16 protein-coding genes are annotated in these 22,402 nt (G+C 31.6%); 9 read left to right on the forward strand and 7 right to left on the reverse strand.

The genetic code is table 11. The features are described 5' to 3' along the window. Nucleotides 1–63: 63 nt before the first annotated feature. The 6 genes from GN138_RS05285 to rlmN all read left to right on the forward strand — a co-directional run bounded on the left by GN138_RS05285 (nt 64) and on the right by rlmN (nt 6,391). Entirely contained in the window at nt 64–2,013 is a 1,950-nt protein-coding gene (locus GN138_RS05285; RefSeq protein ID WP_157362751.1) for a transglutaminase domain-containing protein, read from the forward strand. 2 nt (nt 2,014–2,015) lie between these two features. After that, nucleotides 2,016–2,342, forward strand: coding sequence for a nucleotide pyrophosphohydrolase (locus tag GN138_RS05290; protein WP_157362752.1), 327 nt, complete (start codon nt 2,016–2,018; stop codon nt 2,340–2,342). A 12-nt stretch (nt 2,343–2,354) separates the two neighbouring features. Then, nucleotides 2,355–2,552 carry a hypothetical protein gene (locus GN138_RS05295; RefSeq protein WP_157362753.1) on the forward strand — a complete coding sequence of 66 codons (198 nt, stop codon included), beginning with the start codon at nt 2,355–2,357 and terminating at the stop codon, nt 2,550–2,552. A gap of 284 nt (nt 2,553–2,836) precedes the next feature. Next, entirely contained in the window at nt 2,837–4,063 is a 1,227-nt protein-coding gene (locus tag GN138_RS05300; protein ID WP_157362754.1) for a 3-phosphoshikimate 1-carboxyvinyltransferase, read from the forward strand. A gap of 149 nt (nt 4,064–4,212) precedes the next feature. Continuing rightward, the gene (gene queA, locus GN138_RS05305) at nt 4,213–5,262 is read left to right on the forward strand and encodes a tRNA preQ1(34) S-adenosylmethionine ribosyltransferase-isomerase QueA (protein ID WP_157362755.1); all 1,050 of its coding nucleotides are present in this window, start codon (nt 4,213–4,215) and stop codon (nt 5,260–5,262) included. An 88-nt stretch (nt 5,263–5,350) separates the two neighbouring features. Next, entirely contained in the window at nt 5,351–6,391 is a 1,041-nt protein-coding gene (gene rlmN / locus GN138_RS05310; protein WP_157362756.1) for a 23S rRNA (adenine(2503)-C(2))-methyltransferase RlmN, read from the forward strand. Nucleotides 6,392–6,469: 78 nt separating this feature from the next. Here rlmN and GN138_RS05315 read toward each other — a convergent pair whose 3' ends face one another. The 7 genes from GN138_RS05315 to GN138_RS05340 form a co-directional block, all read right to left on the reverse strand. Beyond that, nucleotides 6,470–7,045 carry an outer membrane beta-barrel protein gene (locus GN138_RS05315; RefSeq protein WP_197429318.1) on the reverse strand — a complete coding sequence of 192 codons (576 nt, stop codon included), beginning with the start codon at nt 7,043–7,045 and terminating at the stop codon, nt 6,470–6,472. 255 nt (nt 7,046–7,300) lie between these two features. Continuing rightward, complete coding sequence (locus GN138_RS05320) at nt 7,301–8,332, reverse strand: nucleotidyltransferase family protein (protein WP_157362758.1); 1,032 nt, start codon at nt 8,330–8,332, stop codon at nt 7,301–7,303. A gap of 26 nt (nt 8,333–8,358) precedes the next feature. Next, nucleotides 8,359–9,489 (reverse strand): hypothetical protein, encoded by a 1,131-nt coding sequence (locus tag GN138_RS05325; RefSeq protein WP_157362759.1) that lies wholly within the window; start codon nt 9,487–9,489, stop codon nt 8,359–8,361. A gap of 15 nt (nt 9,490–9,504) precedes the next feature. Beyond that, nucleotides 9,505–9,669, reverse strand: a complete 165-nt coding sequence (locus GN138_RS16015) for a hypothetical protein (protein ID WP_197429319.1) — start codon at nt 9,667–9,669, stop codon at nt 9,505–9,507. 281 nt (nt 9,670–9,950) lie between these two features. Next, nucleotides 9,951–12,305, reverse strand: coding sequence for a T9SS type A sorting domain-containing protein (locus GN138_RS05330; RefSeq protein WP_197429320.1), 2,355 nt, complete (start codon nt 12,303–12,305; stop codon nt 9,951–9,953). 219 nt (nt 12,306–12,524) lie between these two features. Next, nucleotides 12,525–16,058, reverse strand: a complete 3,534-nt coding sequence (locus GN138_RS05335; RefSeq protein ID WP_157362761.1) for a lamin tail domain-containing protein — start codon at nt 16,056–16,058, stop codon at nt 12,525–12,527. Between the two features lie 411 nt (nt 16,059–16,469). After that, complete coding sequence (locus tag GN138_RS05340; RefSeq protein WP_157362762.1) at nt 16,470–20,003, reverse strand: T9SS type A sorting domain-containing protein; 3,534 nt, start codon at nt 20,001–20,003, stop codon at nt 16,470–16,472. A gap of 434 nt (nt 20,004–20,437) precedes the next feature. On the opposite strand from GN138_RS05340, the gene GN138_RS05345 reads away from it, so the two are divergent. The 3 genes from GN138_RS05345 to cysD are packed head-to-tail and all read left to right on the forward strand — an operon-like array spanning nt 20,438 to nt 22,376. Next, entirely contained in the window at nt 20,438–20,878 is a 441-nt protein-coding gene (locus GN138_RS05345; protein ID WP_157363340.1) for a DUF2061 domain-containing protein, read from the forward strand. Then, nucleotides 20,875–21,465 carry an adenylyl-sulfate kinase gene (gene cysC / locus GN138_RS05350; protein WP_157362763.1) on the forward strand — a complete coding sequence of 197 codons (591 nt, stop codon included), beginning with the start codon at nt 20,875–20,877 and terminating at the stop codon, nt 21,463–21,465. Before GN138_RS05345 ends, cysC begins: the two co-directional genes overlap by 4 nt. Before the next feature lie 5 nt (nt 21,466–21,470). Next, nucleotides 21,471–22,376, forward strand: a complete 906-nt coding sequence (gene cysD / locus GN138_RS05355; RefSeq protein ID WP_157362764.1) for a sulfate adenylyltransferase subunit CysD — start codon at nt 21,471–21,473, stop codon at nt 22,374–22,376. Nucleotides 22,377–22,402: the final 26 nt, after the last annotated feature.

A 22,402-nucleotide genomic window follows, 5' to 3' on the forward strand; every position in this document is an offset into this window, starting at 1 on the left:
TATACTTTAAATACAAGTTTCAAAACCAATAAATTAAGCAACATCCAATTATCATTTTAACCTATGAAAAACCTAATTTTAGTATTAACTTTCGCTTTAATATCACATAAAAGTATAGCCCAAAATTTTAGTTTTGGAAAAGTATCAAAGTCTGAACTTGAAGAGAATTATCACCCAAAAGACTCTGCAACTTCAGCAGCTATTTTATATAGAAAAGAAATTATAAGATTTGAATTTTATACCAATGAAGGGTTTGTACAACAAAGAGAAATCCATGAGCGCATTAAAATTTATAACAAAGATGGTTTCGACTGGGCAACAAAAAAAGTTTATTTATATGCTGGTAATAATGGAGAGTCTTTAAAAGGACTAAAAGGGTATACTTACAATTTAATAGATGGTAAAGTAGAGAAAGAAAAACTTAAAAGTGATGGTATGTTTGAAGAGGCCTACAATGAATATACAAATATCACTTCTTTTACAATGCCTAAGGTTAAAGAAGGCACAATAATAGAGTATAAATATATTGTTAGTTCAAATAGGTATGGAATTGACGATGTCCTATTTCAATTTAGTATTCCTATTAATAAATTAGAGATTAATATTTCTACACCAGAATATTATTTATACAATAAACAATATAACTTTCAGGCTACTTATTTGCCAAAAATAGAAGAGTCATCACAGCACACTACAGTTCCGTTTAATTATAAGATGAATGTTCTAAAAATAAATGAAACGGATGTTCCTGCTTTAAGAGAAGAGGCTTATTCTGGTAGTTACAACAATTATAGAAGTAAAATGGCCATGGAATTAACAGGCTATTTAGATTCTAACAAAGTTTTGGTCAAAACGTTTTCTTCATCTTGGGAAGAAGTGTCTAAAACCATTTACGAAAGTCAAAATTTCGGAGGTCAACTAGGGGTTTTCAATATATATAAAGATGATGTTGAGGCAGTTTTATCTGGTGTAGAAGATGATTTTGAAAAAGCATTTTTAATCCAAAACCTTGTAAAGTCTAAAGTTAAATGGAATGGTGGGTATGGAAAATATGCTAGTAAAGGTGTACGGTCTGCTTATAAAAATGGAGAAGGAAATGTAGGAGATATTAATCTTATGATAGTTTCTATGTTACGTTCTCAAGGTGTTAATGCAAATCCTGTTGTGTTAAGTACAAGAAACAATGGTATACCACTTTTTCCATCTAGACAAGGATTTAACTATGTAATTTGTAGTGTAGAAAAAAATGGTAAAATTTTGTTAATAGATGGTACAGAGCAATATAGTACTAATAATATATTACCTCAACGCGTTCTAAATTGGCAAGGTCGCGTAATTAAAGATAAAAGTGTTTCTAGCTGGATTGATTTAAGAACTAATACAAACTCAATAGAGTCTTCAATGCTAAATGTATCTATTGATGAAGATTTTACAATAACAGGTAAAGTAGCACAGCATTTAACTAATTATAATGCTTATTTTTTTAGAAATAAATATGCTTCTGTACCTATTGAAGACCATATAAAATCATTAGAGGAGGATAAAGGTGCAATAGAAATAAGTGAATTAAGCTTAACTAATATAAAGGATCCTACACAACCGGTTAAAGTTAATTATAACTATGAGTTGTCAGATGCTGTTGATGAAATTGGAGATAAATTATATTTTTCACCAATGTTGTTTTTAGCAACTAAAGAAAATCCGTTTAAATTAGAAGAACGTCAATATCCAATAGATTTTGTAATTCCGTTTACAGATAAATTTATGGTAAACATTAAATTACCAGAAGGTTATAAGGTAGAATCATTACCTAATTCTGAAGCTTTAGAATTTAAAGATGCCAATGTAAAATTCACATACTTGATACAACAAAATGGTAATTTTTTACAATTAAAAGTACAATTTGATATTATAAATCCGTTAATTTTACCAGCTGATTATAAAGATTTTAAAAACTTTTATAGTAAAATTGTAGAAAAGCAAGCAGAACAAATTGTATTAACTAAAAGTTAATTATGGATATTAAAAACGCACAAAAAGACGTTGATAATTGGATAAAAGAGCATGGTGTTCGTTATTTTAATGAACTTACTAATATGGCGCAATTAACAGAAGAAGTTGGTGAGGTAGCCCGTATTATTGCAAGGCGCTATGGTGAACAAAGTGAAAAAGAGAGCGATAAAGACAAAGATTTAGGTGAAGAACTTTCTGATGTTATGTTTGTAGTATTGTGTTTAGCCAACCAAACAGGCATAGATTTACAAGAAGCTTTTGATAAAAAAATGGAAAAGAAAACCAAACGCGATCATAACCGTCATCATAATAATGAGAAACTAAAATGATAGTATCTAAAAATGATTTTATTTTTTGCTATAGGTAGTATTGTCTTTGTCGCATTTTTAGGGTATTTTTTTCTTTATAAAAACCAACAAAAAGATATAATAAACTTAGAAACGGATTGGCAGAAATTCTTAAAAGCAAAATCTAACAATGATATTAAAGGTATTAAAGATTACGGTAATCTGCAGGTCTATAATAAATACCTTCGTTAGAACTAAGTAGTACTGTAAATTCTAGACTTAAAGAGTATCCAGATTTAGCAAAATTGAAGGATGCTGTACTAAATAAAAAATTACATTACAATCGTCCATTGCCTTATTCAGGAAGTAGTGGAGGAAAAAAGCAAAGTTGGTAAGTGTATTCAGACAGGTCTTAGATTATTTATAAACGCTTTTTATTTACTGTCTATAATTCTTTACACTTTTACTATCTTGGCATTTTATTAGAAAATTCAATTGAATTTAACTTCAATAATAGTTTAAGAAAAAATCTTTGCATGGACATTAGTATCCAAAAATCAAAATTAAAAAATCATCAAAGCGTTCAAATTACTGGTTCAAAAAGTGAATCTAATCGCTTACTTTTATTAAAAGCTCTTTATCCTCAAATTAATATAGAAAATGTATCTAATTCAGATGATTCTGTACTTATGCAAAAGGCATTAGTATCTAAAGAGTCTTTAATAGATATACATCATGCAGGTACAGCGATGCGTTTTCTTACAGCTTATTTTTCAATTCAAGATGGAAGAGAAGTAACTATTACGGGTTCTAAACGTATGAAAGAACGACCAATTAAAATTTTGGTTGATGCCTTAAAAACATTAGGAGCTGATATAGAGTATTTAGAGAATGATGGTTTTCCTCCGTTAAAAATAATAGGCAAAAAGCTAATAACAAACAAAGTCACGTTAGAGGCCAATGTAAGTAGTCAATATATTTCGGCTTTATTACTTATTGCTTCAAAATTAGAAAATGGATTAGAACTAACGTTAGCAGGTAACATAACGTCTGTACCTTATATAAAAATGACCTTGAGCTTACTAGATTCTATTGGTATTGAAACGGATTTTAGAGGTAATATTATTACAGTAAACCCATTATCAACGAGTATCAAAGAGAAGAACTTAGTAGTAGAATCCGATTGGTCTTCTGCATCTTATTTTTATAGTTCAGTAGCCTTAAGTGATGTTGGTACTGAGATTACAATAGGTTCATATAAAGAAGAGAGCTTACAAGGAGATTCTGTATTAGCAAGCATTTATAAAAGTTTTGGTGTTACTACGGTTTATAAAAATCAAGCAATCACCCTTCTTAAAACTGATTTTATAGATTCAAAATCTATAATAGAATTAGATTTAAAAAACGCTCCGGATATTGCACAAACAATAGCAGTAACAGCATTTGGTTTAGGCATAGAATGTTATATGGTAGGTTTGCATACATTAAAAATAAAGGAAACCGATCGTTTAGTAGCTTTAAAAATAGAATTAGAAAAGTTGGGAGCAAATGTTAGCATTACAGATGCCACTTTGCATTTAAAGTCTTCGGATAAAATAATTTCTGATGTTGAAATAGCAACTTACAATGATCATAGAATGGCAATGGCGTTTGCGCCATTAGGTTTAAAAACAGATATTAAAATAAAAAATGCTGATGTTGTAAGTAAATCTTATCCTCAATTTTGGGAAGATTTTACAGCTATTGGCTTCAGTTTAAAATAGTAGACAAATAAGGTATTATTAAAATACAAACGACCATTAATTTATTTACTTCAATCTTTTAGATGTTATAATTTAAAATAAACCTTCATTTACTTGACAAGGCCTATGTTGAGATTGTATATTTGCATTTCGAAAAAAAATAAAAATACATGAAATTATCACACTTTAATTTTGATCTTCCAGATGAATTACTTGCAGAACATCCGGCAGAACACAGAGATGAATCGCGATTGATGGTCCTTAACAGAGAAAAGCAAACTATAGAGCATAAGCTTTTTAAGGATATTATCGATTATTTTGATGAAGGTGATGTGATGATAATGAATGATACTAAGGTTTTTCCTGCTAGATTGTATGGTAACAAAGAGAAAACTGGCGCACGTATCGAAGTGTTTTTATTACGCGAATTAAACCAAGAACAACGTCTTTGGGATGTTTTAGTAGATCCAGCTCGTAAAATTAGAATTGGTAATAAGCTTTACTTTGGTGATGACGAAACGTTAGTAGCAGAAGTGATAGATAATACAACATCTAGAGGTAGAACATTACGTTTCTTATATGATGGTTCTTATCACGATTTTAGAGCTAAGTTAACAGAGTTAGGAGAAACACCTTTACCAAAATACATTAATAGAGAAGTAGAGCCAGAAGATGCTGAGCGCTACCAAACTATCTATGCTAAGAAAGAAGGAGCTGTGGCTGCACCAACTGCAGGTTTACACTTTTCTAAACATCTATTAAAAAGGTTAGAGATAAAAGGTGTTGAAACAGCTGAGGTAACCTTACATGTAGGTTTAGGAACGTTTAACCCTGTAGAGGTTGAAGATTTATCTAAACATAAAATGGATAGTGAAGAAATTATTATCACAAAACAAGCTGCTGATATCGTTAATAAAGGAATTGAAAATAAAAAGCGTGTTTGTGCAGTAGGTACAACATCAATGAGAACAATTGAGAGTTCGGTATCTTCAAATGGAAGATTAAATGAATTTGAAGGTTGGACAAACAAATTTATCTTTCCACCTTATGATTTTAGTATAGCCAATTGCATGATTACTAACTTCCATACACCAAAGTCTACACTATTAATGATGACATCGGCCTTTGCAGGTCATGATTTTATGAAAAAAGCATACGAAGAAGCTGTAAAAGAAAAATATAGATTTTATTCTTATGGTGACGCCATGTTAATTATCTAAATTGAGAATATTAATAATCTAAAGCCTCTTAATTGAGGCTTTTTTTATTTTAAAAGAAAACCAATTGAATTAAGTACTTTTGCATTAGATGGAAGTGAAAAAGAAAGATATACGAGCGTTAACTAAAGAGCAATTACGAGAATTTTTTGTAAAGCACGGCGATAAAGCTTTTAGAGGAAATCAAGTATACGAATGGCTTTGGCAGAAGTCGGCTTATAGTTTTGAGGATATGACTAATATTTCATTAGAAACTAGACAAATGCTAGAGGATAATTTTGTAATTAATCACATCAAAGTAGATCAAATGCAACGTAGTTCTGATGGAACTATAAAAAATGCAGTTCGCTTACATGATGATTTAGTTGTAGAATCCGTCTTAATTCCAACAGCATCTAGAACAACAGCTTGTGTTTCTTCGCAAGTAGGTTGTAGTTTAGATTGTAGGTTTTGTGCAACTGCAAGATTAAAACGTATGCGTAACTTAAATCCTGATGAAATCTATGATCAGGTTGTAGCAATAGATAATGAGAGCCGTTTATATCACAACAGACCATTAAGCAATATTGTATTTATGGGAATGGGAGAACCATTAATGAATTATAATAATGTTTTAAAAGCTATAGATAAAATTACCTCACCAGAAGGATTAGGTATGTCACCAAAACGTATTGTTGTATCGACATCTGGAGTGCCAAAAATGATTAAGAAAATGGCGGATGATAACGTTAAGTTTAAGTTAGCTGTATCTTTACACTCTGCTATTGATGATATACGGACTTCTATAATGCCATTTAACTCTACATTTCCATTACATGATTTAAGAGAAGCCTTACAATATTGGTATGCGGCGACTAAAAATAGAATAACTTATGAATATGTCGTTTGGGATGGGATAAATGACAAACGTAAAGACGTAGAGGCTTTAGTAGAATTTTGCAAGTTTGCGCCAAGTAAGGTTAATCTTATTGAGTATAATCCTATTGACGATGGTGAGTTTCAACAAGCTACCTCAAAAGCCATAGATATGTATGTTAGTATTCTCGAGGCTAATAATATTACCGTAACTGTTAGACGAAGTAGAGGTAAAGATATTGATGCCGCTTGTGGACAATTAGCCAATAAAAGTTAGGTCATCGCTTTAAATAAAGAATCATAAAAAAAGGTAAACAAATTTGTTTACCTTTTTTTATGATTCTTGTTATATTATTTATAATTTAAATATTGCTTGTAAATGATATTGGTAATGGTTGTTATCGTATCCGCTTTCAGCATGGTTAATTGCAAACTTAGCAATAGTTTGTGCTCTTATACCAAATGATCTATCTCTATTTAACCAAAATAGAACGCCTCCACCTAAGTTCAACGAAACATTAGTTTCATCTATGTGAAAAAATCCTACACCAGCATTAGCATATAAATCAAACCAATCGTCGTTGGGTGCAATATGGCGTCCAAAGTAATATTTTAAATGTGTATCTAAGGAGATGTAGTTATAATCTTTCTCTACTTCTTGAAACGGAGCTTCGTCTAATCCTGTGCCTTCAGCAAACCCGTTAAATGTAATAGCTTGTTCTATTGCCAGTTTTTCTGACCATTTAAATTCTACAGCTGCAGAAATAGGGAATTCAAATGTCCATTCTCCAGGTTTATAAAATGGATTTTGAGAACCCAAAGTATTAATAGCATTTAATCCTATACTTAAACGCCATTCATCATCATGTCTTTGTGCAAATGATGATAAACTAAATGTTGCTAATAAAACAATTAAAAATATTTTTTTCATGCTAAAATAATTTGTCCAAAGGTAAACTTTATGCATTATAAAACAAATAATGATGTAAAGTTTTACATTATATTCATAAATCAATCAATAATCTACGGAAATTAATATGTTGTCCAAGGCATATACCTTTAATTATTGAATTATTATTAAAGGATTGTCTCATTTATATTAAATCGTAGGAGAATTCAAATAATTATATATTCATTTTTTTGTGAAATTTAAGGTTTTTTTTTGAATTAGTTAAAAATTAAAACTTTATTTATTTGAAAATAACTTGTTAAGGATGTGTATAGTATAACTCTTGTTAGTTGCAAAAAGATGTATTCTTTTACGGATATTGAAATAACTTACTTTAATTATATTTAATGAAACTCTAAAGGGTTTAAATGCCATGAATAACTTATGCGTATAACTAATATAGTTCATGTAAAAATTAGAATGAATAGACTTAAATTCTATAAAGTAAATTTTTGCAAGTTGTAAAAATGATTTGCCATACTTTAATATTAAAATATTTTTAATTAAACTCTCATTAGTATATGACTTAAGAAGAATGGTGTCGTACAGAACTTTTAAACTTGGGAAATTATAGTAATGACCTAAATCATTGAGTTGCCAACTCCAAATTTGGTGTAAACTTAAATAATAGGAACTAGGAATTGCTATACCATTTACTATAACTTTAGATTGAAATAATTCGGATATGTTAATTAAAGATCTGTGTTTTTTAATTAGTAAGTCAGAGTGTAGTTCAATAGCAGCCAACTCCTTTTCAGAAATAAGGCGATCTAAATGCCTAAAATCTTTGTTTTCATAAGCATAACCAAATGTCTTATTATATCCATTGGATTTTAAAATATTAAAAGCGTTTTGTATTTGAGATTTTTTAACCAAAATATCAATATCACCTATCATTCGTTCTGCTAAATCATTGTATCTTTCAGCAGCTAAGAGTGCTGTTCCTTTTAAAAAAACATGTTCTATATTGTGCTCGTTTAAAATTCTAGATATTTTATATACTTGTTTTAAAATAGAAGTATTCCTATTTCTATTAATTGCTGCTAATTCTTCCAAATATGTTAGGAGATCTTCGGGTAGTGTATAAAGCAGTTTTCTAGATTTTAGACGACAATATACAGTTGTAAGTACTAGGTATTTACTTGCTTCTTTAACTATAGCGTCCCAATTGAATTTAGAATTATTAAGAATAAGTTCTAAAGACTCATTAGAAGTTTCAAAACTTAAGATATCAGCTATATGATGATATGTATTAGAGTAATTACTCATAGTTAATTTCTGTACATCTAATATAACTAATTATTCGCGGCGTTGAATAATTTTGAGATTTCATTAGTTGCTTCAGAATTATTACTATATGTCAATTCATAAATTGAAATCCGTTGAAGCCAATTTAAAAATTGCTGAGCATGATGTGGATTTGGTGATAACCATGAATCTGGAATTAATGTCTCTAACATTTTTTTTATAGAAACTTTTTGTAAACTAGTTTTAGAATCAGTGCTGTAATTTACTAATACTACCGCATCACATGGATAATGTAGTTTCTCTGGAGTTGTGCAAGGTACGTATTTTAAAACGCCTTTTGATTTATTGAAAACAATATTGGGTAATGCATTAAAATTAGGAATAATAGTATCCAGCGTTTTAAATGCACCTTCTTTTATAGAGATAGCTCCTGGATTAAAGTAAATATCTTCAGTTTTTGAAAGCATAGGAGACACATCATCTGCCAATAGTTTAAACCCACTAGCTGTTAAAACAGCACAAAGTGTACTTTTACCTTTTCCTGATTCACCAATAATTAATATTGAAGATTTTTCGTTGGTAATTGTAGATCCATGAAAGGTTCCAATCCATTCACTTTCTGGTTGGTTATGAATTGTGCAGAGTAATTGCATAATAAATTTACCCTGAATTTTATGATAGTCTAATTTAGGTGCGCTAATAATTAATTTTTCATCTTTAAAAAGATATAATTTATTTGCTTTTAAATAAATATCAAAAGTTACATCAATAGCAGTAATATTAGAAGTTAAGCAGTGTGCAATTGAAGGATGTACTGTTTTTAAAACAAGTTCACAATCGTAATTAACTTTTAACGTCTTTCCGTTAATGTTATAATACTTAGAAATATTACGACGTGATGTATCTAAACTAGCAATTTCATTTTCTACCGTAGTAATGGGCAGATTACAGTTTGCCAAATATTTTAATATAGTTTGAAATAATTCTTCTGAATCTGCAAGGCTGTCGTCTTGTAGGATTTTGGATTTAAATTGATTCTCTGACTTAGAGTTAATGAATAAATCTAATAGATTTTTAAATTCATTATCTATAATGCTATAGCTATTTGATTTTTTAAACCAAAGCACCCAACAATCACCAATACTTATTTGATAAGCTGGTGCTAAATTAGAATTCAAAATAAATATGGAAAATTAATCAAATGGATTTCCTCCTGGATCAGCAGGTAAAGATGATACTTGCGCCTTAAGCGGGTTTAATATCACAAAAGTTCCAACCGCCGTTAATGCAGCATATTTTCCCATTTTTGAAATGGCTTCTTTACGTGTGATTTTGTCTGTATTGTTTTCTTTCTTCATGGCTTTTGCCCTAAATTTAAGTTCAAAAATAGTAAATTATTTTATTTATTAAAGTAAAAAATAAAAAGGTTTACAGAAAATTTACTTATTCATTTATTAATTTTCATTTAAACCCTTAAAATACGCCTTGTAGCTTAATTTTCACTAATTTAAAAATAATTATTACATAACCTATATGCATAGTATTTAGGCGTTTGGTTTTAATCTTTAAGATGTTTTTAACAATAAAATTATAACTCCCAAAATGCAATATACAGATGTATTTTGGGAGTTAATATTATTTAATTTAAAATGACCTTTTGAGTTTTGGCCTGTTGATTATTGCTCAGTTGTACAATATATATTCCAGAATTTAGGTGGTTAACATTTATTTCTTGTAAACCACTTTTTGCTTCTAACTTAAAGGTATTAATCAGGCGTCCTTGTGTGTCATATAAATTTACTGTTGTCTTTTCTAATAATGTACCAGATACTATTATAGTTTTGTCAGACGCGTTATTACGTATGATTAAACTTTCTAATTCGTTATGAGAAACAGATAATGTATTATCTGAAAAACGTAAATAGAAACGTCCTGTTCCATTTAAATTAGTACTTGGAGTAATAACATAATCTCCCGCAGTTAATAAAGTACTTGTGCTAGAATCTGTGTCGTCTAAATATACCTCAGTTGTACTCGGTAATGTATTTGCAGTTATACTAAAAGTTATCTGTTCACCTTGAGTAGCGTTAACTCCTAGAGGTATTGTAACATTCCCGAAATCCGTTTCAGCTAAAGATTGGATAGCCATTGGGATTCCTGAATTATCTAAAACTAAATGAGAGTATATTGAGAAATCTGGGGCAGATGCACCATATAAACTACTGTCAAATCCAGGATCTAAACCTTGTGTAGAATATTGTGTAAAATAAATATCTGTTTCAAATGTTGAGGTGGAATTTGATAAGGTCAATTCAAGATTAGAGAATGTATTTGTACTTCTACCAACTATGAAATCATCAGAATTACCAATGGTTCTATAACTTGGGTCAAATGTAATTGATCCGCCTTGGTCTTTAGATGCAACAAAAAATCCTTGACCTGGTGTTAACAAAACTTCTGAATTTACTGGGTCTAAAGCATAGGCTAAATTCCATACAGTCCAACCATCTGATGCCGTACCATCGTATCCATAAACTGCAGCACTACTACTATTAAATTCTGATAAATTATCTAATAAAAATTCGTGCACTTTCATATACGAAGGATATGGGTTACCAATTAAATTCCATATGCTATTAGCGGCAGGAGCAATAATGTTTTTACTTATAATTCCATTTTCTACAGCACCTGTAAAAGTGTAGGTCCCTCCACCATTTGAGCCAGATCGGTAGGCATTACCAGCTGTAAAGATTTCCGAGTCGTTATCTGAACTATATAAACTGTATGAATTAGAAGCGGTATCAAATGAGCCAAATAGATAAAATGGACCTTCTCCATTTATATTTCCGGAAAGAATATTTGTATCCGCATCATTTCTTAAGACTCCAAAAGTACTTCCTGATAATGGTGGACTAATTAAATCGTTAGCTCCAGTTGTAGTACCTGTTCCTGGAGCACCATTTACGTATCTTTTGTAATTTACTGTACCAACAATGCTGCCGTCTGATATTAAATTAGAAAAGGATGTTGATGTTGAATTTAATGTTAGGTCATTAGTTACTGTTAAGTTTGAACCAGAATTGATTTGTATATCACCACCTGCTTCAACATTAATAGATTGAATTGTAACTGTACCGTTAATTTCTAAAGTAGCACCTGCTGAGACTGTTATATCGCTATTTGTAAGATTCCCATTTAAAATTAAAGTTCCTTCACTAACAGTTGTTGTACCAGAATAAGAATGATTTCCAGAAAGTACCAAAGATCCAGCTCCTGTTTTATTTAATGAGCCAGCGCCCGTAAAAGCCTTTGTATAAGTTTCTATACCTGTTGAAATATCAAAATTAGCATCATTGTTAATTTCAAAATTGTTAAAGTATATATTTCTTTCACCAGAAGTATCATTTTGGTTTCCTATATAAATATTAATTTCATCTATAGAAGAACCGGTAAAAGTAGTTGTATAGGTTGCTCCACCAGATCTAGAAGTCATTGAAAATTCGTAATTATCACCTAATATTCGTTTTACAACAACCAACATGGCATCGGTACCGTAATCAGAATTAGCAAGGCCGTTTGTTGTTGTGATATTTGTATTTGTGCTATTTTCTACATTAAAAATTGTAGTACCGTTATTTTTCAAATCAAAACCTTTAGTACCTGTATTGGCGTCAAAATTCATGGCCCAATAAAAAGATAATTCGTCGTTGAGTTCTAAGGCATTAAATCCTCTAGAGGCATTTAAATGGTCTGTGCCAGTAGCATAAAAGGAAAAAGCATTGTTGCCAATATTGGTATTAGACATACCATCATTTGCAGGGTCTCCGGTAAACGTGCCTGTATTAGAGCCATTGGTTATAGCCCATGCCGAGTATCCGTTCCCTCCATTTTGCCCTGTGTTAAAATCAGTAGTGTATACTGATTCGTTAGCATTGTCTGATGCTAAAGTAAACTGAGCATAAGTTATATTACTCGATAAAAGAAATATAACCATATTTAGAAAAAGTAAAATCTGTGATTTTTTAGAGTAATTTTTCATCATTATAAATTGAAATTTAGGTACATATGATAGATTTTTATTGTTGATGTGGTCTTTTTAATAATTAACACATATCCAATTGCTTATAACTTTATGACACCTTAGTTTCAAATTAGTCACAAAAAAAAACGCACTAAAAAAATAGTGCGTTTATAATATGAAGATTTAAAGATATTATCTCAAAATTAATTTTTGTTTTTTATTTTGTTTGGTATTGTTTAATTCTATAATATATACACCAGTGTTTAAATGATCAACTGCAATACTTTGGGTTTGATAATTACTGTTTAAAACCGTTGTACTTACTAAGCGTCCTTGTATATCATATAATTTAGCAATTGTTTCTTCAATTAATTCTCCTGCTACAACAATAGTTTTATCATTAGTATTGTTATAAATATTGATGCTATTTAAAGTTGTATCTATAACAGATAGAGCCGTTGTTGTAAATCTTAGATAAAAACGTCCAGTCCCATTTAAATTAGTATTAGGGGTAATTGTATAGTCTCCTGCAGTTAATAATGTAAATGTGTTTTCTGCATTGTCTTCTAAGTATACGTCTACATTACTTGGTAATGTAGATTCATCTATGCTAAAGGTTATTTGCTCTAAGGCATTAGTGTGCACACCTAATGGAATTGTAATGTCCGTTAAATCTGTATCATTAAGAGATTGGATTGCCAATGCACGACCTGTATTATTTTCAACTAAATGAGAGTACATATATAAATCTGGCAGTTGTACGCTAAAAATCGCTGAATCATAACCAGGGTCTAAGCTGCTAGTTGCACTATTATTGAAATAAAAATCTGTACCATAGGACGAAGTGCTATTTTGTATTTTTAATCCAAAATGAACATTAGTTTCTTGTGAACGTCCTTCAATAAAATCATCACCTCCAGTTAATCTTCTCATTGTTGGTGTAAAATTCACTGTTGCACTTAATTCATCTGTAAAAACCATGAATCCTTGACCTGGCGTTAAATTAATATCATTGGCTAAATTAACAACGGTCCATCCATTAGCGGCATCACCATCATAGCCATAAATAGCTAAGTATTCTGAATCTAAAATAGCACTGTTTTCATTTAAAAAGTCTGTACTATTAATGTAAGAGCTGTAAGGATTACCAATTAAGTTCCATGAGTTTTCAGTTCCTGTTGTTATTGTTACAGGTACTGTACCCGTCAATACATCACCAGTAAATGTAAATGTAGAGGTGTTTGTAGATGCTGTTCTATACCCTGTACCAGCAGTTATAATGGTTGCATCATCAGCATCAGAGAATAAAGTATAAGGGTTAGATGCTGCATTATTATCATATGGTCCAAATAAATAGAATGTGGTTGTTCCGCCACTAACAGTTCCAGAAGGTATATTGGTATTTATGCTTCTAAATGTTCCAAAATCTTGACTTGCATTAGTAACAGGAGCAGAAATAAGATCATTCTGTCCATTGGTACTTCCTGTAGTACTATTAAAAGTATTTACATGTCTTTTGTAAGTTACATCACCAGTGATTATGCCATCTGATATTAAACTAGAGTATGAATTTGACGTTGATTCTAAAATTAAACTATTTATGGTTAGTTCATTACCTGATGTAATCGTTAAATCTGCACCATCTTCTATGTATAAAATATCTAGAGTAATATCTGTTGTAAAAGACGTACTTTCATCACTTCTAATTAAACCTGTTCTTGTACCAGTTGAAGCAGTTGGAGCAGAACTCCATGCATTATTATCAAATACTAAGTAAGCAACTATTTGGTCTTCTCCGTTAATGCCTGGTGAACCAAAATCTGTGTCAATACCTTCGGCTATAGTTGCAGTTCCCCAAAGTGTTCCGTCATTGTTGTCTTCAATATCACTCCCTAAGTATACCATAGAAGCTCCTGTAGGATCTGGCCAATTTGTACCACCATCATATTCTACACGGTCTATTTCTGTAGATGTTTCGTCAGTTAGAATAACTTCGTCATCCCCATTTGCAAGTGCAATACCTGAGTATTCGTAGTCTACAGTTACGCCTCCATTTGTTAATGGGTCACTATTTGTTCCTAAAACAGCAAATCCAAATGCAGGTACTATAAGAGATGATGAAATAGTATGACTGTCACTATCGTTATCACTTATAGTCCATCCATTCATATCGATAGGTGTATTTGTTGTATTATAAACTTCAAAGTATTCTCCGTCAGTATCACCAACATCTGCTGGATTTTGCATTATCTCCGTAATCATGATGTTTCCTGTAGCTGCTGAAACAGATGTGACATCAAATAAGTCAGATTCAAAAACACCAGAAATGAATGCTGAGTTGTCAGTTGCACTTAGTTTAATATCTGTTGCTACGGTATCAAAAAGGACATTACTGAAAATAGCAATACCATTTGTTGCTTCTGCTGTAGTTGTTGCGGTACCATCTAAGCTACCATCAGATGTTATTGCGATATCAAATCCTGAACCTGAGTAATCAACGTCTATATTCCCATTGGCATCTGTATAAGCAATCTCAACACTTGGAGACATTATTGTATTTATTTCTACATCTGTTGCTTGTGCTAAATAGGTTAATTGTGTTGCTTCAACATCTATAGTAAAGTCGTTGGAGTTAAAATCTCCACCTGAAAACGACGAGGCAAAAGTACTACCAGCTACATCAGCAACAAAACCGTGATTATCAGCGTCTACCATAAATGATATAATTTCGCCATCTGTTATGTTTGAAGTGTTTAAATATATTGATACCGTAACTTGTAAAATGTCACCATCTGGAATTGTTAAGTCGCCAGAGGTAAAGTTAATATCAATAAAGGTATCATCAATAATAACACTACTTATGGTTATTGCAGAACCGTCACTTACAGTAACACCTTGTATGTTGTCTGTCCAGTCTGCGGTATTCGTTGTATAAGGATATAGCCTTAGTTTTGTTACTTCGGTGTCTAATCCATCAGTAGTACCATAATCATAAAGATCTATGCTAAAAACGTCAACGGCCTCAGCTATAGTGTCATCTAAGGAGCTAACAGTTGTTGCTGCTGGTTGAGATCCAGGATCATCTGCCTCTGAGTCTGAGTCGTTGCTGTCTCCAGAAAACGTGAAATTAGTAAAATCATATGTTTGTGAAGAACCAGAGGTTGTCCATGAGCTTCCATATATAAGGGATAGATAAGTATTCTTGTCTTGCCCAATTCTAGTGCCAACATAAATCCCATTATCTCCACCATAATATATTGCGGAGCTTCCTATCGATAGACCTGTACCTGTAAGTGTGCCTGCGTCACCACTATCTTCTCCAGCGAACCCAATTAAAGTATATGTCCCACTATTATATACATTAGCTGAAGTTTGATATAAAAAGACACCATCTCCGGAATTCCCTAAAGCAAAAGATCCAGAGTTGTGACTAACTGTCCCTCCGATTGTTGTACTAGATGTAGTTATTTCAAATACTGTTCCAGCAGTAATTACTGGCGTAATCCATTCGTAAAACCCTTCTCCTGTGTTAAATGAAGTGCCGTTCCATTCCTCATCGGTGAAGAAAACACTTTCACCAGAGGGAATGTCTTCTAATGCAACTACTAAAATATTTTCGTCATCGACACCTAAACCAATAATGGCAAGGTCGCCAGGAGATAGGGTTTGTGAAAACGTAACACTACTAATAAAAAAGAGTAATAAAAAAGGGAAAAAATGTTTCATAATTTAAAAATATAAGATTAACTCAAGGCCTTTATAATTATCCTATAGATTAGTGAGTACTTTATAAGATTAAAAAAAGTTTTGAGTAAAAGGGTTAGTTCATAGTTTTGGTAAAGGGTTAATTTGTGCCATAACGCAAACAAATATAGCAATATGAGAATATTGGAGTTTAAGAAGATATTAACAAATAGTTAATGTACTGGTAGGGAATTATTTTTGAATTATAGTACTTTATATAAAATGCATTTAGGGTAGACAAAATTTGGCGAAAATTAAGGTTTAAATAATATTAGTAGAGAAGAATTAGGAATAATATTTTTTTGAGTCTAAAGTTAAAATATCATTAAATGTTAAAAAAAAAAAGCGCATCTTTAAAAGATGCGCTTTTTTAAAGTATATAGTTATTAATAATTATTTAATAATAACTTTTTGAGTTTTATTACCTGTGTTGTTTTTTAAATTTACAATGTAAATTCCAGTTGTAAGATTAGATACATCAACATCGTTTTGTGTATTTCTCGTATTTAATACCCGTGTATTAACAAGTCTTCCTTGTACATCATAAAGGTTAAATTCAGTATCACTTTCTAATAATCCTTTAATTGTAATTGTTTTAGAAATCGCATAGATTTCTAAACCATTTAATAAATTATCAGTATCACTTAAAGTCGATTGTGTACTAAAATGAATATAAAAGCGACCTGTATCTGTTAAAGTGGTACTAGGTGTAAAAACATAATCACCATCTAATAAACTCGTAAAAGTATTATTTGCATTATCTTCTAAAATAACATCAATTCCTTCTGGTATAAAACTTTCGTTAATACTAACTGTACCTTGTACACCTGCTTCAATATTAATACCTAATGGGATAATAACATTTTCTAAATCAGAATAACCAACAGATTGTACCGCTAAATCTTTACCAATATTGTCTTGTACTAAATGAGAGTATATTGAAAAGCTTGGTGCATTTACTTCAAACATTTCTGAATCATAACCAGGATCCATGCTTAACGAAGCGTTGTCGTTAAAATAGATGGCTGTACTATATGATGCATCATTTTTTTCAATTAGTAAATTTAAATGTGCTAGATTATTCGTTGTTTCCGATCTACCTGCAATAAAATCATCTTGTGTTCCTATAGTTCGCATAGCAGGTGTGAAATTGATGTTAGCACCTCCAGTAGGTGATGACACCAAGAATCCTTGTCCTGGAGCTATTACAGCACTAGGGAAAGCATCAGAATAAGCTTGGTTCCATACTAAGAATCCATTGTCAACGTTACCAACGTATCCATAAACACCTGAGAAAGATGTATTGAAAGAGGCGTTGTTTTCACTTAAAAATTCAGATAAAGTAATATAAGATGGGTAAGGATTACCAATTAAGTTAAATGTACTATTTGTTCCTATGTTAATAGGTACAGCGACAGTTCCTGTTTCAGCTGTTCCTACAAATTGAAAAGTTGAACCACCATCTACAATTGATGCTGTTCTATATCCAATCCCTGATTCTATTAAAGACGTATCATCAGCAGTTGTGTAATTTGTGTAATTGTTTTGGTTGCTATTAAATGGGCCAAATAAATAAGAAGGTACACCGCTAATTGTTCCAGATGGAATGTCTGCGTTAGCTGTTCTTAACGCTAAGAATGTTTGATTACTATCTGTCACTGGTGCAGAAATTAAATCATTTTGGCCAGTGTCAGTTCCAGCAGCAGCAAATTGATTTACGTGACGGTTGTATATAACTTGACCTTCTATATCATCTACAATTAAACTTGAGTAACCTGTAGATGTTGAGTTCAATTCTAGTGTTCCTCGGTTGTGAATTGTACCAAAAGCCGTTAACGATCTTTGAGAAGAAATACTTGTAGTTGCGCCATCGTTAATATAAAAATTATTAGATTGTATGTCGTTACCAATAGTGTATTCTCCATCTAAAACATATACGTTTTCAGCTCCTGTTGAGCTAGAAGGTGCATTTGGTGACCAACCATTATTTGTGTATAATAAACCGTCAAATTCACTAACTAATTTAAAATTATCAAATCCAGAATAGCCGGTAAGACCATTATTTCTTACTCTTACTTCTAAGCTTATTGTACTTACAGAATTGTCAATATCAACAGATACTGTACCTTGGTCAGACTCAGTATCTCCATTTCCATCTAATAGAAATACATATGATTGATTTACACCATCTAAAACTAAACGATACTGTGCATCGTCATTATTGGCATTATAACCTTCTATATCCCAATCAAAGCTTAAAGTAACATTGTCGTAAGAAGAAATATCAATAGTATCAAATGCTAGAGTTGCGAAATCACTTGTTCCACCAGAAGCATTATTTAAATCATTTTCTCCAAAAATATTGTTAGAAAAAGAGCTGTTATCTAAAGGCGCTGCTAAAGCACTATCAATTACGCCGTAATAACCATTTCCCCATCCGTTATCAAAACTTGCTACACTAGTCGTATAAGACCATTCTGGTGTAGTACCGTCAAAATCTTGTTGTGCAATTGTTAATAGAGGCCCGTCAATGTCAAAAGAATCACTAGTTACGAAATTTACACCACCAATAAATGCGACAATTGTAGTAACTGTTTCCTTTTCAGTAAACATAATTGTATCTAGTGTGGCTATACCATTAATTACAGAATAGTTTATGGATGCTGGCTCCATAGAACCTGCAGCTATTATTGTTACGGTGCCATTATAATCTTCATCTAAATTACCATTACTGTCAACTGTAAAGACAGTTGGGTAAGGCGTCATTATTTCAAATTGATTAGAATCTGTTGGTTGTTGATCAAAAATAACTTCTGTAGCAACAACTTCAATTCTATTGTCATCACCTGCAATTGGTGTTTGAGCTGCCCCAGCATCAAAAGCCTCAAAAGATGAACCAATAGCGGCATTAGAAGATGCACCGCTAACTGTTAATTGAAATTGTGTGTTATCTGTAACTACCGTATTGAATGTAGCATAGACGTCAAAAGTTTTATTACTGTCGTCTAAAGCACTGATTCCTATAATTCCGCTGAAACTCGCAGTTCCTGAGTTTACACTTGCTTCTGCGATGTTTAGGGTGCCATCAAAAATGGCCAAAGTTGATAGTACTTCACTATTAGAAATTACAAAGTCTAAATCAGTTAATGTTGTTGGTAATAAATCCGTGTCTGATGCAGTTGCACCACCATCTCTAACTGAAAATTCTCCTACTTTAATTGAGTTGGAAATGGTTAATCCAGAGGTCGCAGTGTAATTGGTATAGTCAATATTATCAGATGGGTTATAAGTTGTAGCAACAATATCTGAATCAGTACTATTTGTAGTTGTAGTAGTAATGTTACCTATTAATCGTAATCCAGGATTTGTAATACCGTAATCTGACCAAGTATTTTCATTAGGGATTCTAAACCAACCAGCAGTAGTGATTGCATTCCAAGCATATAATCTAAAAGTTATTGTTCCCGCAGTTCCTGAGTTGATGCTCAGACCATCAAATATTCCAGTTGTTGCAATGTCAGCTGAGGTTTGCACTGATGTAACAGCAATTCCAGAAGTTGTAAAATTGTCTAAACTGTAAAATATTTGCCATTGAGATGGGCCGTTTGCGTTTTTACGTGTTCTAATATCTATCTCTGTGATTTCTATTTCATTGTCAGTACTAGCGGTTACAGACCATTCGATATACTCATTATCTATTTCTGCTTGAGCTTGAGTTGGTGCGTCCCATTGGGCTGTTGTGAAATTTTGCTGTGTACTGGTTAAAACCACACCAGAACCTCTAGTGAAACCCATAGAGGAAATCGAAGAATCGTTTCCTGTTGCAGTTGGACCAACGATATTAGCTCGGTCAACAGTAACAATGGTTTGGCTAAACCCAAAAGAAAAAAGGGTAACCAAAAGATAGAAAAAGTAATTTTTTTTCATAATTTTTTTACATTAAATCTTAGAAATCACAATAATACGTTTTTTAGACTTTGTGCGATTCTGAATAATTTTTGATTTACAAATGTAGCAAAAATACTTAAAAGGCAAAGTTTTTTTGACAATTCCAAAAACTAAGTTTGTTTTTTTGTATTGGATACTTTAATGGATTTTATGAGTTGAAAATCATAATATTAATAGAGTTCCTTATATTCATTTAAAAAGTACTAGTGTATTCACGATCAGTGTTTTCTTATTAGTCTAGTAGGTTGCTAGATTATTATTGTTGAAACTGCTATATTTTAAGTTTGATTGTTTATTTTTGCGACTGTTTAATTGTTATCTAAAGATTAAAAAGGTGATAAATGAATCTTTTTTTTTTCTATCTTTCTATTTAAGAAAGAGTTGTATGTTTGTAACTATAATGAGATGTGAATTTGAAATTCAGTAAGCGACATTTAGCAAAAACTATTACTTGGAGAATTATAGGTACATTAGATACCTTAATTTTGTCTTGGTTAATATCTGGAGAGTTTACTGTTGGGCTGCAAATGGGTGCTTTTGAAATGGTTACAAAAATGGTTTTGTATTACATTCACGAACGTGTTTGGTTTAAGTCTAGAATAAATTCTTCAAATAAACGTCATGTTTTAAAAACATTTTCTTGGCGTGCGGTGGGTACATTAGATACTATTGTTTTAGCGTGGATTATTACAGGTAATCCTTTAACTGGTGTTAAAATTGGAGGTTCCGAAGTTGTTACTAAAATGTTATTATATTATGGTCACGAAAAATTATGGTACCGTATTAATTATGGACTAGATCAGAGAAATAGAAAAAAACGTTTAAAAGCACTGAAAAAAACTAGAGAAATATGAGTCTTAATACTGTAAGACATAATTATAAAGTAAGTAAATCAAATAGAGAGGAACATCATGGTCATCGTTCGTTTTTAATTTGGTTTACAGGATTGTCTGGTTCTGGTAAATCTACTTTAGCTAATTTGGTAGAAATAGAACTTCATAAAAAAGGCATCTCAACCTATAGCTTGGATGGAGATAATATAAGACAAGGAATAAATAAGGATTTAAGTTTTGCTCCAGAAGACAGAACGGAAAATATTAGACGCATTGCAGAAATTGCAAACTTAATGGTTGATGCAGGAGTCGTAACTATGGCAGCATTTGTGTCACCGTATATAAAAGATAGAGAAAATATAAAGACTATTGTTGGGGCTGAAAACTTCATTGAAATATATGTTAATACGTCTATAGAGGAATGTGAGCGCAGAGATGTTAAAGGTTTGTATAAAAAAGCAAGGGCTGGTGAAATTAAAAATATGACAGGTATTTCTGCACCTTATGAAGCACCTATTTCTCCAGATATTGAAATAAAAACAGATCATCAAAGTATTGACGAATCGGTAAAAAAAATATTAGATTTTATTATAAAAAAATTAAAATAAACTACATGAGCAATTACGTAATTAATCATCTAAAAGAATTAGAGTCGGAAGCCATATTTGTGATTAGAGAAATTGCTGCGCAATTTGAAAATCCAGTATTACTTTTTTCAGGAGGTAAGGATTCAATTTTGTTGACGCATTTGGCGAAAAAAGCATTTTATCCTGCGAAGATTCCTTTTCCATTAATTCATATTGATACAGGTCATAATTTTCCTGAGACTATTGCTTTTAGAGATGCTTTAGTAGAAAAATTAGGTGTAAAACTTATTGTGGGTTCTGTGCAAGAGGCTATTGATAAGGGACGAGTGAAAGAAGAAACTGGTGCAGATGCTTCACGTAATTCACTTCAAATTGTTTCCTTATTAGATACATTAGAAGAATTTAAAGTTGATGCTGCAATGGGTGGTGCTAGGCGCGATGAAGAAAAGGCTAGAGCAAAAGAGCGTTTCTTTTCACATAGAGATGAATTTGGGCAATGGGATCCAAAAAACCAAAGACCTGAGTTATGGAATTTATTTAATGGTCGTAAAAATTATGGTGAGCATTTTAGAGTGTTTCCTATTTCAAACTGGACAGAAATGGATGTATGGGAATACATTAAATTAGAAAATATTGAATTACCATCATTATATTTTTCACATCAAAGAGATTGTGTGGTTAGGGATGGTGTCATTTTAGCAAATTCTGAATTTATAAAATTAAAAGAAGGCGAAGAGGTTGTTAATATGACCATTCGTTATAGAACTTGTGGTGATATGCCAATTACGGGAGCTGTTGAATCTGATGCTGATAATTTAGAAAAGATTATTGAAGAAATTGCAACAACAAGGACTACAGAACGTGGTGGACGTGCCGATGATAAAAGAGCGGAAACAGCAATGGAAGATCGCAAAAAACAAGGTTACTTTTAAAATATAAATACAATAGAAATTAAGTT

Origin of the sequence: Winogradskyella endarachnes (assembly GCF_009741275.1) — a bacterium.
Taxonomy (GTDB): domain Bacteria; phylum Bacteroidota; class Bacteroidia; order Flavobacteriales; family Flavobacteriaceae; genus Winogradskyella; species Winogradskyella endarachnes.

What these genes read in the sequence shown, in the direction of transcription:
- GN138_RS05285 (WP_157362751.1), top strand. Translation starts at nt 64, where the DNA reads ATGAAAAACCTAATTTTAGTATTAACTTTCGCTTTAATATCACATAAA.
- GN138_RS05290 (WP_157362752.1), top strand. Translation starts at nt 2,016, where the DNA reads ATGGATATTAAAAACGCACAAAAAGACGTTGATAATTGGATAAAAGAG.
- GN138_RS05295 (WP_157362753.1), top strand. Translation starts at nt 2,355, where the DNA reads ATGATTTTATTTTTTGCTATAGGTAGTATTGTCTTTGTCGCATTTTTA.
- GN138_RS05300 (WP_157362754.1), top strand. Translation starts at nt 2,837, where the DNA reads ATGGACATTAGTATCCAAAAATCAAAATTAAAAAATCATCAAAGCGTT.
- queA (WP_157362755.1), top strand. Translation starts at nt 4,213, where the DNA reads ATGAAATTATCACACTTTAATTTTGATCTTCCAGATGAATTACTTGCA.
- rlmN (WP_157362756.1), top strand. Translation starts at nt 5,351, where the DNA reads ATGGAAGTGAAAAAGAAAGATATACGAGCGTTAACTAAAGAGCAATTA.
- GN138_RS05315 (WP_197429318.1), bottom strand. Translation starts at nt 7,045, where the DNA reads ATGAAAAAAATATTTTTAATTGTTTTATTAGCAACATTTAGTTTATCA.
- GN138_RS05320 (WP_157362758.1), bottom strand. Translation starts at nt 8,332, where the DNA reads ATGAGTAATTACTCTAATACATATCATCATATAGCTGATATCTTAAGT.
- GN138_RS16015 (WP_197429319.1), bottom strand. Translation starts at nt 9,669, where the DNA reads ATGAAGAAAGAAAACAATACAGACAAAATCACACGTAAAGAAGCCATT.
- GN138_RS05330 (WP_197429320.1), bottom strand. Translation starts at nt 12,305, where the DNA reads ATGGTTATATTTCTTTTATCGAGTAATATAACTTATGCTCAGTTTACT.
- GN138_RS05335 (WP_157362761.1), bottom strand. Translation starts at nt 16,058, where the DNA reads ATGAAACATTTTTTCCCTTTTTTATTACTCTTTTTTATTAGTAGTGTT.
- GN138_RS05340 (WP_157362762.1), bottom strand. Translation starts at nt 20,003, where the DNA reads ATGAAAAAAAATTACTTTTTCTATCTTTTGGTTACCCTTTTTTCTTTT.
- cysC (WP_157362763.1), top strand. Translation starts at nt 20,875, where the DNA reads ATGAGTCTTAATACTGTAAGACATAATTATAAAGTAAGTAAATCAAAT.
- cysD (WP_157362764.1), top strand. Translation starts at nt 21,471, where the DNA reads ATGAGCAATTACGTAATTAATCATCTAAAAGAATTAGAGTCGGAAGCC.